We start from the raw sequence: 13,850 nt of genomic DNA, 5'->3' as shown, positions 1-13,850 counted from the left end.
GATGAACTCGGCATTACGCTTACGCGGCCAGAGTCGGGCAGTTCCGGCGCAGCAGTGTCGGTGTGGCTTCAGGCAAACCGCCTGGCGACAGGCCGAGCGTACCGATGAGCCACCTGCGTGAAGGATCCGGATGTCGTGCCTTACTGCCTTGTTGATGCCCTGCTTTTTCATCAATTCTATATTTCCAAAAGCAATATTTAAATAAAAACAAATTTATCCAGGTAATATAAAATTCGTTTAAACCACACCGCTTTTCAGAGTATGTACGTTGATTGAGCTCAAGAATATTCATAAATCCTACGCTTCCCGCGACAAAGTGGTCGAGGCGCTGGCTGGCGTCAGTCTGGACATCGCCCAAGGCGAGATTTTCGGTATTATTGGTCGTTCCGGTGCGGGCAAAAGCACCCTCATACGCATGCTCAATCTGTTGGAACGTCCCACTAGCGGCGGTGTTCTGCTGCATGGGCAGGACATCACCAAAATCAGTGAAGCGTCGCTGCGGACCTTGCGCCACAAGATCGGCATGGTGTTCCAGCACTTCAATTTGCTTACCAGCCGCACCGTACTGCAAAATGTGGCGTTTCCCCTGCGCCTGGCAGGGATGGACAGAAAGGCGAGGACCGAGCGGGCGCTGGCTTTGCTGGAGCTAGTCGGACTGCAAGACCATGCCTACAAGTATCCCAGACAGCTGTCGGGCGGGCAGCAACAGCGGGTCGGCATTGCGCGCGCGCTAGCCAATGAGCCGGAACTGCTGCTGTGTGACGAAGCCACCAGTGCGCTGGATCCGGAAACGACACAGTCGATCCTGAACCTGGTGCTCGATATCAACCGGCGCTTTGGCATTACCGTGGTGCTGATCACCCACAGCATGGATGTGATCCGCAGTGTCTGTGATCGCGTGGCGATTATCGACAATGGCCGTATTGCCGAATCGGGCGAGGTGGTCGAGGTCTTTTTGCATCCACAACACGCAACAACGCTGTCGCTGCTCTCGGAGAGCGGGGTGGATGCCGAGGGCTGGAAAGAGTTGATCGAAGGCGTGCCGGGCCGCATTGTGCGCCTGACATACCGCGGGCACAGTACGGCGCGTCCGCTGCTGAGCCAGGCCAGCCGCGATCTGGACGTGAATCTGAGCATTCTGCAGGGGGCCGTCGGAAAAATCAAGGATACGCCCTATGGGCAACTGGTGCTTGCCGTTGATGCCGATCCTTCGCGCTATGAGCCGCTGGAGGCTTTTTTTCGGCATAATCAGGTCAATTACGAGGTATTGAGAGCATGAATTGGAGTACGCTGGACTGGCCCCTGATTGGAGAGGCCACGATCGATACCCTGCTGATGACCGGCTGGTCGTTGTTGTGGACCATGGTGATCGGCCTGCCGCTAGGCGTTTATCTGTTTCTCACCAGTGACCGCCAGTTACTGGCCAACAAGCCTGTTTACCAGTCGGTGTCGCTGGTGGTCAATATTTTGCGTTCGGTACCGTTTCTGATTCTGTTGATTGTGCTGATTCCGTTTACCCGCCTGATCATGGGCAGTGCGCTTGGCGTAGGCGGGGCGATACCGCCACTGGTTGTTGGCGCCGCGCCGTTCTTTGCGCGCCTGGTCGAGAACGTTCTGCGTGAACTGGACCCGGGAATATCCGAAGCGTGCCGGGCCATGGGCGCCAATTCGCGCCAGACCGTGCTGTGGGCGCTGCTGCCCGAAGCCACAACCGGCATCATCAGTGCCGTGGTAGTTACCACGATCATGCTGATCAGCTATTCGGCCATGTCCGGGGTGATCGGCGGTGGCGGCCTGGGCGATCTGGCTATCCGCTTCGGGTATCAGCGCTATCAGACCGAAGTCATGATCATTACTGTGGTTATTCTGATCCTCATGGTGCAGCTGGTGCAGACCCTGGGAGATTATCTGGTTCAACATTTCAACCGAAAATAGCAATAAGGAGTATTGCAAATGAACTTAAAACACATTCTGGGTGGCCTGCTTGTGGCCGGTTCCCTGATCAGCCTGTCAGCCGCTGCCAATGAGACACTGAGTGTGGCCGCCACGCCGGTGCCGCACGCCGAGCTGCTTGAGCACATCAAGCCTGCGCTGGCCAAGCAAGGGGTTGACCTGACCGTCAAGGTCTTTACCGACTACGTGCAGCCCAACCAGCAAGTGGCCGACAAGCAGCTGGATGCCAATTTTTTCCAGCACAAGCCTTATCTGGACACCTTCAACAAGGAAAAGGGCACCAAACTGGTTTCAGTTGGCCTGGTCCATGTTGAACCGTTCGGCGCTTACTCCAAGAAAATCAAAAATGTTTCCGAGATCAAGGACGGCGCCATCGTCGCTATTCCTAACGATCCATCCAATGGCGCGCGCTCTTTGCTGCTGCTGCAAAAACAGGGCTTGATCAAACTGAAAGACCCCGCCAATCTGCTGGCTACCGCAAGGGATGTGACAGAAAACCCCAAGAACCTGGAGTTCAAGGAACTGGAAGCCGCCACATTGCCGCGCGTGCTCGATGACGTGGATCTGGCGCTGATCAACACCAACTATGCGCTGGAAGCGGGCCTGAATCCGACCAAAGACGCCCTGTTCATTGAAGGGGCCGACTCGCCTTACGCCAATCTGGTGGCCACTACGGAAGACAAAGCCAAGTCTCCTGCTATCGAAAAGCTGATCAAGGCGCTGCAGACGGATGACGTGAAAAAATTCATCGAAGACAAATACAAGGGCGCGATCGTACCTGCGTTCTGATAACGGCGCTTTGCGCGCCTGAGGACCACGGCTGCAGCGGCGGCAGGTCCGGCGCTTGTGGCCTCAATGCCTGCTGCCGGTGTTTGCCTCGGATGTCTGCAGCTTCGGGTCTCTTTAGCTTCGGTCTCCTTAGCCTCGACGGATACCCGCCTCGCCGGGTATCCGTCTATAGGCGGCTCTGGCGCGTCTGTCAATGTATGCAAGTTTACGCGCCGTCAGAGCGCTGTAGTAATCCGCTATTACCCCCGCCTGGTTACTCTCCTGCATAATCAAAGGACTGCGACAATTGCGGCATCAACGCCGGGCTTGCGCATCCGTATAAGGTTACAGGGGGACCACGATTTGGCAAAAATCATACACGTCATGTTGCGCTGTCTTGATCTGACAGCATCCAAGGCATTCTACAAAACCGCTTTCGGCCTGGAGCCGGCGCATGAGCTGGATTTCCCGGACTTTACCCTGTCGTACCTGCGAAACGCAGAAAACGATATGGAGATCGAACTGACCTGGAACAAAGGTCGCCAGCAGCCGTACTCGCATGGCGATGGGTATGGCCATGTGGCCGTCTGTGTAGACGACCTGGAGGCCGAGCATGCACGTCTTGTGCAGGCAGGCCTGTCGCCCCTGGAGATCAAGCGTTTCCATGATGGCGACACCTTGCTGGCCCGGTTCTTTTTTATATTGGACCCGGACGGCTATAAAATTGAAGTCCTGCAAAGGCACGGGCACTATCAGTAGCGCATTGGCTGGGGCAGTGTCGATGCTCGGGCAGGTAGTCGCGTTTTGCCCTGCTCACGATTCTACTAAAGTGGTAATATCCAATTGCACGGGTGACCGTGGTCAGGTCCATAACAATTGCAGCGCCGATGCGCTCCGCGCGGATGTCATTTTCTGCCCGGTAACGCAGACGAGACCGGGTTCTGTACTGGTCTTGCCTATCGGCAGTCTGCAGCAGGAGACAATATGTGCAGCATTTATTCTCACACTGATCCCATCATGTACGAGTGCCGCAGTCGCTCGGTACGTATCGCCAAAGTGGTAACCAGCATCAAGCTGGAAAATATGTTCTGGGAAGTGCTGGCAGAACTGGCGCGCCGCGATGGCACGACCACCAATCAACTCATTGCCACGCTTTACGACGAAGTCTATGCCTATCGCGGCGAAGCCACGAACTTTACCTCTTTTCTGCGCGTTACCTGTATGCGCTACCAGGCTGTGCGCTACGCTACGACAGGCTCAGAGCAGGCAGCAGTACAGACCTGTACTCCGCTGAAGATGGCCCACGCCGAGAAAATTGCTCTGGTTAGTTGATCGCTTTTTCCAAACTGCGACGCTGATCGCGCCCGTGGGCCACTGCCGCTAAACAATCTAGCCCGGCACCAGTATCGCTTTGCAACCCGTTATGCTCCGATTAGGTCCTTCTGGTATCTACCCGCGTCCTGTGGGCTTGCCATGGCCTTGTCCTGGCCTGACAGAGGCGCTGGGCTGCCTGATTGCCCATCTGTATTCTGAAAATTATAAGGGGCATTGGGGTTTTCCTCTAGCCATGTAGTAAATGGGTATTACCCGGGCCTATCGGTAAAGCACATAATGTTTGCATAACTAAACGAAGCAGGCCCTGGCATCAGCCTTCGGTTGTGCTTCGGATCAATGCGAATGCTACCCGGAGGAATAATGGATACACCGATCCTGTTAAGAAAAACAAGTCCCAATGGCGCCCTGACCCGGCGCGAATTTCTGCGCGGCGCTGCGGTGCTAACGGGGGTGCTGGCCGCCGGCTCCACGCTGGCCGTCTTTGCACCGTCGCGCGCCTGGGCGCTGGAAACCAAGCACCTGGACCAGGTACAGGCCGAGACGCTGCTGGCAATGGGCAAGGCGCTGTATCCGCACAAGGATCTGCCCGATGCGGTTTACGCCTTGCTGGTCAAGGACATGGACGCACAAATGGGCGATGGCGCGCAGGCCACACTGGTGGCCGAGGGCGTGGCAAAACTCAACAAGCAGGCGGCAGGCGCCTTCTCAAGTCTAGCGCTGGATAAACAAACGGCGCTGCTGCAGCATATGGAAGCCGATCCGTTCTTTCAAACCGTACGTGGCCAATGCATCACATCCATTTACGACAATGATATGGCTTACCGCCACTTTGGCTACGAGGGCGAAGTCTGGAGCAAAGGCGGCTATCTTGCGCGTGGCTTTGACGATCTGAAGTGGTTGCCCGACCCGCCCCCGAGCGCCAGTCCTTCCATGAAATCATAAATCGCACCGGCGCGTACAAACAGAGACAGGCAGGATTAAGGAGATAAGCATTATGGCAAGTTTTGATCACAAGGACGACAGCGTTGTTGTCATTATCGGCTCGGGCGCAGGCGGCGGCACGCTGGCCAACGAATTATGTCAAAAGGGAATCAGCGTCGTGTTGCTGGAAGCCGGCGCTCGGCAAAGCACCGCATCGTTTGTTCAGGATGAATGGAAGTCATTCAGCCAGCTGGCCTGGCTGGACAAGCGGACCACATCCGGCAGCTGGCGCATTGCCAAGGATTTTCCCAATCTGCCGGCCTGGATCTGCAAGACGGTGGGCGGCACCACCACGCACTGGGCGGGCGCCTCCCTGCGGTTCCAGGAGCATGAGTTCAAGGCGCGGACCCATTATGGGCAACTCAAGGATGCCAACTTGCTCGATTGGCCCATCACGCTCAAGGATATGGAGCCCTATTATGCGCGTGCCGAAGACAAGATGGGCGTCACGCGCACTAACGGCATTCCCGGCCTGCCCGGCAACAATAACTTCAAGATCATGTACAACGGCGCGACGCGTCTTGGCTATAAAAAGATCAGTACCGGGCACATGGCCATCAACAGCCGGGCCCGTGACGGTCGCGGCGCCTGTGTCCAGCAGGGGTTCTGTTTCCAGGGCTGCAAGATGGGCGCCAAGTGGTCAACGTTGTATACCGAAATCCCCAAGGCAGAAAAAACCGGCAAACTGGAACTGCGCAGCCAGTGTCATGTGGCGCGCATTGAGCACGATGCACAAGGCAAGGTCACTGGCGTGGTGTATTTTGACAAGGACGGCAACGAGCAACGGCAGTCTGCCCGCATCGTCTGTGTAGCCGGCAATTCCATTGAAACGCCACGCCTGTTGCTGCTGTCGGCATCGTCAAAATTTCCGGACGGGCTGGCCAACAGTTCCGGCCAGGTCGGGCGCAATTACCTGCGCCACACGACCGGGTCGGTCTATGCGGTATTTGACGAGCCGGTTCACTTTTACCGCGGTACCACCATGGCCGGCATCGTACAGGATGAGGCCGGCCATAATGACAAGCGTGGTTTTGTCGGCGGGTATGAACTGGAAACCATCGCGCTTGGCCTGCCGTTTTATGCCGCGTTTCTTAACCCCGGCGGCTGGGGCAGCGACTTTGCGTCGTACATGGATGCCTATACGCGAACGGCGGGGTTGTGGATCGTGGGCGAAGACATGCCGCGTGAAACCAATCGCATTACCCTGAATCATGACCAGAAAGACCAGCACGGTCTACCGGTGCCGAATGTGCATTTTGATGATCACCCCAACGATCACGCGATGCGCGAGCATGCGTTCGGCCAGGCGATTGCCATGTATGAAGCGGCAGGCGCGCGCAAGGCGTTTCGCACGCCGCCATACCCCTCGACGCACAACCTGGGCACCTGTCGGATGAGTGCCCGGCCAGAAGATGGCGTTTGCAATAAACACGGACAAACGCACGACATTGCCAATCTGTTTATTTCCGACGGCAGCCAGTTTACCTCCGGCGCAACAGAGAACCCTACATTGACGATTGTCTCGCTGGCCATTCGCCAGGCTGAATACATCGCCGATCAGATGCAGCGCCGGCAACTGTAGCAAGGGAAGCAGAAGCAAGGACCAACAGTAGTAGGGGCAGCACGGGCAGGGGGGCGTGCAGACCCCGGGTCAGGCGTTGCGACAGGGCAGAGGGAGGGTCTGCGTATGTCAGCAAGCGCGTCAGCCCCGTTGGCGGACAGAAATTGCAGCCGGTCCTGTCTGGTCTTGCAAGGGAACGCGCCAGCAGATTCAACGGGCGCCCGGCGAGCCCGGCGTTGCACCTGCGTTGCGGGCATCCGGGCTTATAGCATAGGCCTTCGGCCGAGTGCGACTGTTGTGCGTTTGCGCTAGAATGCATGACATGCCCTGATTGCCGGGCAGCTTTTCGGGGTTCTGTCGTTATGTGTTTGTCCGTTCTGTCTGTGGTTCATGATTCACACGTGAACAGGCGCCGAGCGCCTGCTGTCGCCGCCAGGCGTTATTGCCCGTGGTCGCAGCCGGAGTGCGCGCATGAATGAAGTGGTCGCCGCCCTGCAGGCCTTGCCCCTGCTGTGGATGCTGGTGGCAGCTGGCGCCGTGGCGGGCGTGCTCTTGTGCGCTCTGTTCATGAACTATCGGCTTGCCACTGCCCGGGCGCGGGCCGCGGGCCTGGAGGATTTGCTGGCCGAGCGGGACAGGCTGCACGGGCAGGAGCAGCAGCGCTATGAACAATTGCAGATGCAATATCGAGAGCTGGATACGCAAAAGGATGAGCTCGCCGCCCAACTGGCGGCCGCGCACAGCGACGTGACCCATGCCCGCCAGCAGAACGAGCGGTACAGCGAGCGGTTGGCGCAGTTCGAAGCGCAAATGCGTGAGCTGGAGATGGCGCGCAATACCCTTGAAAAGCAGCATATTTCCCTGCAGGCCGACCATGCCTACAAGGCGCAGAGTCTGCAGGCCATGCGGGAACAGTTTGACGCATCCCGCGAGCAATTGGGCACCGAGTTCCGCAATCTGGCGAGCCGCATCTTCGAGGAAAAGGAACAAACCTTCTCGCGCAACAGCCGCCAGTCTATTGAAGGGCTGCTACAGCCTCTGCGCGAACAGATCGACCGTTTTCAGACGCGGGTCAACGAGGTGCATGATCAATCGCTGCAGGGGCACAGCATGCTGCGCTCGCAGATTGGCCAGCTGATGGACATGGGCATGAAAATGACCCATGACGCGCAGGCGCTGGCGCGTGCGCTCAAGGGCGATAAAAAGGCCCTGGGTAACTGGGGAGAAATGCAGCTGGAAAGTGCGCTGGAAGCGGCCGGGCTGCACAAGGGCGCCCATTTTGATACGCAGGTGCTGTTTCGCAGCGAGGACGGCCGCGCCAATTACCCGGATTTCATCGTCTTTTTGCCTGATGGCAAGAAAATCGTGCTCGATAGCAAGGTGTCTCTGGTGTCCTACGAACAGGCCGTGAATGCCACCGAAGAAGCGGCGCGACAGGCGTTCCTGGACGCGCATCTGCGGGCGGTGCGCGCGCACATTGACCAGCTTGCGGCCAAGGACTATACCGCGCTGGCCGGCATGAAAAGCCCGGGCTTTGTCCTGATGTTCATGCCGATAGAAAGCGCCTATATCGAGGCCCTGCGGCATGCCCAGAATATTTTTCAGTATGGATATGAGCGCGGCGTCATTCTGGTATCGCATACGACGTTGATGCCGATTTTGCGCACCGTGTCGTATTTGTGGATGATGGCCGACAGCAATGAGCAGGCGCTGGCTATCGGCGAGCGGGCCAGCGATGTGTACAATCAGGTGGCGCGGGTCGCCGAGCACCTGGGCAAACTGGGCGGCACCATCGGCACGCTGAGCACGCATTACAATGCCGTCGTGCGCAGTTTCGCCGGCAATCAAGGGCTGACCGGCAAGGTAGATCGTTTCCAGAGCCTGTCTGCCAAGGCAAGCAAAAGCATCCCGGCATTGCAGCCGATCACCACCGAGGTCGATGTACATCGACTGTCCGGGATGCCGCCGGCAACGCCGGCAGGCGATCACGACGCTAACCTGGATCGGCATCCGGCACCGTTGCAGGACGCCCTCGCTGCAGGTAGCGATGCCGGGCCGAGCCCGGACGGTAATGACAGCAAAGACAAGATTGCGACACCGGCGCGCTCAGACCTGGCCGATCCGGCTACGGGCGATCAGGCTGATCAGGCAGCCTCAAGGTCTTGAATGCGGGCCTGCAAAGCCACGGCCAGACCCAGCCGCCGCCTCCCCTGCTAACCAGCTGTTTCGCCCTGCGCAAGTCGCTGCGCGGCGCGAAACAGGCGTTCGCACCCCTGAACAATTTGCTCCGGCGTACTCATGGTAAAACTAAGCCTGAAGGCCTGTGGATCGGGCTGTGCTGCATAAAAAGCGCTGCCGGGAACAAACATCACGTTCTCCTGTATGGCCAGCGGCAGCAGCGAGGCGGCATCCAGGCCGTCTTGCAGGCGCGCCCAAAGGAACATGCCGCCTTCGGGCTCAAGCAGGGTCAGACTTTCGCCAAAGTGCTGCCGCAGCGACGCAATCATGAGGCGGGCGCGTTCGCCGTAGGAGGCGGCAATTTTCGGCAGATGAGTCTCATAACAGCCCGAATCCAGATAATGGGCCGCCACTGCCTGTAAATAGGGCGCCGAGCACAAGTCATCAACTTGCTTGGCCAGGACACACCTGCGCAGAATATCAGCATGTGCCCGCATCCAGCCCAGACGCAGGCCCGGGGCGATGGTTTTTGACAGGCTGGACAAATAGACGACCTGGTCGGCCACGGCCGTATCGTGAGCTAGCTGGGCAAGCGTTGGTACCGGTGTTCCTCCAAAACGCAACTGGCCATAGGGATCGTCTTCAATCAAGACACAGGACGTGCCGGCAAGCAGACCCAGCAAGCGGCGCCTGCTCTGCAGGTCAATAGTGGCGCCTGTCGGATTCGCAAAGGTGGGCACCAGGTAAAGCAGTTTGGGCTGGTGCTGCTTCAAAACGGCGGCCAGCTCCTGCAGATTGGGCCCCTGGGTGCCGCTGCCAACCGTGACTATGTGCGCGCCGGCCAGCCGCAATCCCTGCAGGGCCGCAGGATAAGTAGGGCGTTCCACGAGCACCGTATCGCCGGGCTGGATGAAGGCGCGCAACAGCAGATCGAAACCTTGTTGGGAGCCGCTGGTGACAATCAGTTGCTCGGCCTCGGTAGGTATTGCGCGTGAAGTAGTCAGGCGTGCAAAGGATTCGCGCAGTGCGGGCCAGCCTTCGGTGGCGCCATAGGACAGCGTTGTACCCGGATTGTGGGCCAGCGCAAGCAGCGAGGTCTGCAGACCCGCCACGTCGAACAGCTCGGGTGCCGGGTAGCCGCCCGCAAAGGAAATCATGCCCGGCTGCGACAGGTAGCGGAATAGTTCACGAATGGGCGAGCCCTTGACCTGTGCAAAGGGTTCGGCAAAGCGAAAGGTAAATGCCATAAAATTGCTCGCGGAAAACGTAACGGTCAGACAGGTTCAGCAGCCAGTTGCAACGACAACAGCAAAAAGAGCGCTAGCAAGACAACAACACAACAGCGGCAAGGCCGTCCAGGAAGGATATCCATTGCATATGTCATAAAAAAACTGCACCGCCGGACATTGGATTTCAAGCCCGAATTCCAGAGGTGCAGTTCACATTTGCAATATTATGCGCTGGGGCTCAGTCTTCGCCGAAGCGGATACCCTGCGCCAGCGGCAGTTCGCGTGAATAGTTCACGGTATTGGTAGCGCGACGCATATAGGCTTTCCAGGCGTCAGAGCCCGATTCGCGGCCGCCGCCGGTTTCTTTTTCACCGCCGAAGGCGCCGCCGATTTCTGCACCCGAGGTTCCGATATTCACGTTTGCAATACCGCAATCGGAACCCGAGGCAGACATGAACTGCTCTGCCTCGCGCAGGTCTGTGGTGAAGACGGCAGAAGACAGGCCCTGTGGCACGTCATTCTGCATCTCGATGGCCTCTTCGAACGTGTCATAGCTCATGATGTACAGAATCGGCGCGAACGTTTCGTGACGCACTACGTCTGTCTGACCGGACATTTCCACAAGCGCCGGCCGGACATAGAATGCATTGGGGAAGCGCTCTTGCAGTGCGCGTTCGCCTCCTGTCACGGTGCCGCCCTGTTCGGCGGCCTGGCCCAGCGCGTTTTGCATGGCCTCGAAGGCGGCTTTATCAATCAGCGGTCCGACCAGCGTGCCGGCTTCCAGCGGGCTGCCGATCGTGGCCGATGCATAGGCTTTTTTCAGGCGGGTGGTCAGCTCCTGCACCACATCGCGATGCGCAATGATGCGGCGGGTGGACGTGCAACGCTGGCCGCAGGTGCCGATAGCCCCAAAAAGAATGCCGCGCACCGCCAGATCCAGGTCGGCCGACTGGCTGACAATAATGGCATTGTTGCCGCCCAGCTCCAGCAGGCTGCGGCCGAAACGGGCTGCCACACGCGGCCCGACTTCGCGACCCATGCGGGTCGAGCCGGTGGCCGATACCAGGGCAACCTTGGGACTGTCTACCAGCACCTGGCCCACATCGCGCTGACCTATGACCACCTGGGCCAGATGAGCCGGCGCATCGCCAAAGCGCTTGAGGGCGCGCTCAAACAGCGCCTGGGTTGCCAGTGCCGTGAGGGGGGTTTTCTCCGAGGGCTTCCAGATGACCGCGTTGCCGCATACAAGCGCCAGAGCGGTATTCCATGACCACACGGCCACCGGGAAATTGAAGGCGGTGATCACGCCGACCACGCCCACCGGGTGCCAGGTTTCCATCATGCGGTGACCGGGGCGCTCCGAGGCGATGGTCAAGCCATACAACTGGCGCGAGAGCCCGACCGCGAAATCGCAAATGTCGATCATTTCCTGCACTTCGCCTTCGCCTTCGGCGGTGATCTTGCCGGCTTCGACGGACACCAGGCGCCCCAGGGCTGCCTTATGTTCACGTAGCTCTTCACCCAGCAGCCGGATCAGCTCTCCACGGTGCGGCGCGGGAACATTGCGCCATGCCTTCTGGGCGGCGGCGGCCTGGTCAATCGCCTGGTTCGTTTGCTGTGCTGTGTGTTCCCTGACATCGGCGATGCGCGCGCCATCAACCGGTGAGTGGACCGGCAGCGAACCGCCGGTGACCGATTCCTGGGCGATGCCCAGCACGCTGAATAATTCCTTGACTGAATCCATTTTCGGTTTCCTTGTTTACCGGCAGAACCGGAATATATGACGGTAACAACAGGCACACAGGCGACATAACCTGAATTGTCAATAATTGCCAACCAACCCTAAGCAGTGCAGCTTGACGATGATTCTGTCTTATATGCTATTGTTAACACAAAAAATAACTGCGAATGAAATTTGCAACCAATACTGTTTAACCAAACGTTGGCCAGAGCTTCAAAAATGCTTCAATCCGAGCTTTAATCAGCGCTTTAACCAGTGCTTTAACTCATGCATTGACCACAGCTTTGAACGGGAGGAGCTATCACACTTCAATTGCTGGCAGTGGTGCTGGCGTGATGCTGGCCTAACCGGGTGCATGCAGCACAGGCAATGCTCATTCAATTGTGTAGCGTACTTCCATCCTTTCTTAAAGTCAAAAAATTTCTTAAAGGAAATTTACCACTAACGGAGGTGTCGTCCCATTCGTACTTTCCCTGTTCGTCGTGACCGAATACTGCCCTGGCGCAGCCGCTTGCTGCAGCCCGAAAGTGGCATCAGTCTTGCTTGGCAACCCTGCGCAATCAGTTAACAAAGGAAACGGTTTATGGCTCCCAAGTTTTATAATGAGATATGGCTGGAAGAGGCGAAAAAGAAGCCGGTTCCCCGAAAGCACTACGAAGAATACCTCAAGTGGCTGGACCGACAGGAAACGGATTTGTTGCTGAACAAGCGAGAAGAAGCTGAGGCGCTGTTTCAGCAGGTGGGAATCACCTTCTCCGTATCGGGCGATGGTGATGGCACGGAGCGGACCATTCCGTTTGACATCATTCCCCGCGTCTTCCCGCTAAGGGAGTGGAATGCCCTGCAGCGCGGCGTCGAGCAGCGCACCAGGGCCTTGAATATGTTCCTGCATGATGTCTATCACGACAAGGACATGATTCGCGCCGGGCTCATCCCTGCCGACCTGATCATCAATAACACACAATACCGGCCGGAAATGGTCGGACTGGACGTGCCGCATCGCACGTATGCGCATATTGCGGGTATTGATATCGTACGCGCAGGCAAGGGGGAGCTGTATGTGCTCGAGGACAATCTGCGGGTGCCGTCCGGCGTGAGCTACATGCTGGAGAATCGCAAGATGATGATGCGGCTGTTTCCTGATCTTTTCAGCAAAATCAAGGTCACACCGATAGCGCATTACCCTGATCTGTTGCTTGAAACCCTGATCGAGTCGGCGCCCGAGCGCATCGACAAGCCCACCATTGCGGTGCTCACGCCCGGTATGTATAACTCGGCGTACTTCGAACATACGTTTCTGGCGCAGCAAATGGGCGTGGAGTTGGTCGAGGGCAAGGACCTGTTTGTCAAGGACGATTATGTTTACATGAGAACCACGCAGGGGCCGCAGCGTGTCGATGTGATGTATCGCCGCCTGGACGATGATTTTCTTGATCCCGAGGTGTTTCGCAAGGATTCGGCACTGGGCGTGCCAGGGCTCATGCGGGCCTACAAAGCGGGCAACCTGACGCTGTGCAATGCCATCGGCACCGGCATCGCCGATGACAAATCGGTCTACCCGTATGTCACGGAAATGATCCGCTTCTATCTGGGTGAAAAACCGCTGCTGAACAACGTGCCCACCTATGCGTGCCGTAATGAAGAGGACAAGGCCTATGTACTTGCCCATCTGAAGGAACTGGTGGTTAAGGAGACGCATGGCGCCGGCGGTTACGGCATGATGGTTGGGCCGGCAGCCACGCGAGATGAGCTGGCCATGTTCGAGCAACTGATCAAAAAGGATCCGGCCAAGTATATTGCCCAGCCCACGCTGGCGTTGTCCACCTGCCAGACGTTCGTAGAGGCCGGTATTGCCCCGCGTCACGTGGATCTGCGGCCGTTCGTGCTGTCTGGAAAGACGATCCGCATGGCCGCAGGCGGATTGACCCGCGTGGCACTGAAGGAAGGGTCGCTGGTGGTCAATTCGTCGCAGGGGGGCGGCACAAAAGATACCTGGGTCATCAACCGGCGCGGCTAGGGTCGCCAGCCGGACGCGCGTAGCGGGGCAATGTCGTCTGTATGAGTGCGCTATTGCACCGGCAGCAGACCGCAGTATCGTCGTATG

At 57.9% G+C, this 13,850-nt stretch carries 12 protein-coding genes; 9 read left to right on the top strand and 3 right to left on the bottom strand.

Annotated elements, in window-relative coordinates:
* Window positions 1-19: 19 nt before the first annotated feature.
* A complete protein-coding gene (locus INT32_RS06105) occupies window positions 20-292 on the bottom strand; it encodes a hypothetical protein (RefSeq protein ID WP_193087854.1) in 273 nt (90 codons plus the stop codon).
* Here INT32_RS06105 and INT32_RS06100 point away from each other — a divergent pair.
* The 8 genes from INT32_RS06100 (at window position 269) to rmuC (ending at window position 8,764) form a co-directional block, all read left to right on the top strand.
* Window positions 269-1,279, top strand: coding sequence for a methionine ABC transporter ATP-binding protein (locus INT32_RS06100; protein WP_193087853.1), 1,011 nt, complete (start codon window positions 269-271; stop codon window positions 1,277-1,279). The two genes, INT32_RS06105 and INT32_RS06100, sit on opposite strands and share 24 nt — an antisense overlap.
* Complete coding sequence (locus tag INT32_RS06095; protein WP_193087852.1) at window positions 1,276-1,935, top strand: methionine ABC transporter permease; 660 nt, start codon at window positions 1,276-1,278, stop codon at window positions 1,933-1,935. Before INT32_RS06100 ends, INT32_RS06095 begins: the two co-directional genes overlap by 4 nt.
* An 18-nt stretch (window positions 1,936-1,953) precedes the next feature.
* The gene (locus INT32_RS06090; RefSeq protein ID WP_193087851.1) at window positions 1,954-2,742 is read left to right on the top strand and encodes a MetQ/NlpA family ABC transporter substrate-binding protein; all 789 of its coding nucleotides are present in this window, start codon (window positions 1,954-1,956) and stop codon (window positions 2,740-2,742) included.
* 342 nt (window positions 2,743-3,084) lie between these two features.
* Complete coding sequence (locus tag INT32_RS06085) at window positions 3,085-3,480, top strand: VOC family protein (RefSeq protein ID WP_193087850.1); 396 nt, start codon at window positions 3,085-3,087, stop codon at window positions 3,478-3,480.
* A gap of 225 nt (window positions 3,481-3,705) precedes the next feature.
* On the top strand, window positions 3,706-4,053 hold the full coding sequence (locus INT32_RS06080; RefSeq protein ID WP_193087849.1) for a ribbon-helix-helix domain-containing protein: 348 nt from the start codon (window positions 3,706-3,708) through the stop codon (window positions 4,051-4,053).
* A gap of 363 nt (window positions 4,054-4,416) precedes the next feature.
* Complete coding sequence (locus INT32_RS06075; protein ID WP_193087848.1) at window positions 4,417-4,998, top strand: twin-arginine translocation signal domain-containing protein; 582 nt, start codon at window positions 4,417-4,419, stop codon at window positions 4,996-4,998.
* 52 nt (window positions 4,999-5,050) lie between these two features.
* On the top strand, window positions 5,051-6,619 hold the full coding sequence (locus INT32_RS06070) for a GMC family oxidoreductase (protein ID WP_193087847.1): 1,569 nt from the start codon (window positions 5,051-5,053) through the stop codon (window positions 6,617-6,619).
* A gap of 450 nt (window positions 6,620-7,069) precedes the next feature.
* Window positions 7,070-8,764 (top strand): DNA recombination protein RmuC, encoded by a 1,695-nt coding sequence (gene rmuC / locus INT32_RS06065; protein ID WP_193087846.1) that lies wholly within the window; start codon window positions 7,070-7,072, stop codon window positions 8,762-8,764.
* Window positions 8,765-8,811: 47 nt separating this feature from the next.
* Here rmuC and INT32_RS06060 read toward each other — a convergent pair whose 3' ends face one another.
* Both INT32_RS06060 and INT32_RS06055 read right to left on the bottom strand, forming a co-directional pair.
* Window positions 8,812-10,023: a PLP-dependent aminotransferase family protein gene (locus tag INT32_RS06060; RefSeq protein ID WP_193087845.1), complete on the bottom strand. Its 1,212-nt coding sequence runs from the start codon at window positions 10,021-10,023 to the stop codon at window positions 8,812-8,814.
* Between the two features lie 220 nt (window positions 10,024-10,243).
* Window positions 10,244-11,749, bottom strand: a complete 1,506-nt coding sequence (locus INT32_RS06055; RefSeq protein WP_193087844.1) for an aldehyde dehydrogenase family protein — start codon at window positions 11,747-11,749, stop codon at window positions 10,244-10,246.
* A 580-nt stretch (window positions 11,750-12,329) separates the two neighbouring features.
* On the opposite strand from INT32_RS06055, the gene INT32_RS06050 reads away from it, so the two are divergent.
* Window positions 12,330-13,763 carry a circularly permuted type 2 ATP-grasp protein gene (locus INT32_RS06050; RefSeq protein WP_193087843.1) on the top strand — a complete coding sequence of 478 codons (1,434 nt, stop codon included), beginning with the start codon at window positions 12,330-12,332 and terminating at the stop codon, window positions 13,761-13,763.
* Window positions 13,764-13,850: the final 87 nt, after the last annotated feature.

Origin of the sequence: Advenella sp. FME57, from assembly GCF_014897675.1 — a bacterium.
Classification (GTDB): domain Bacteria; phylum Pseudomonadota; class Gammaproteobacteria; order Burkholderiales; family Burkholderiaceae_B; genus Advenella.
The sequence above is the reverse complement of the archived record's forward strand: the minus strand, read 5'-3'. Positions and strand labels throughout refer to the sequence as shown.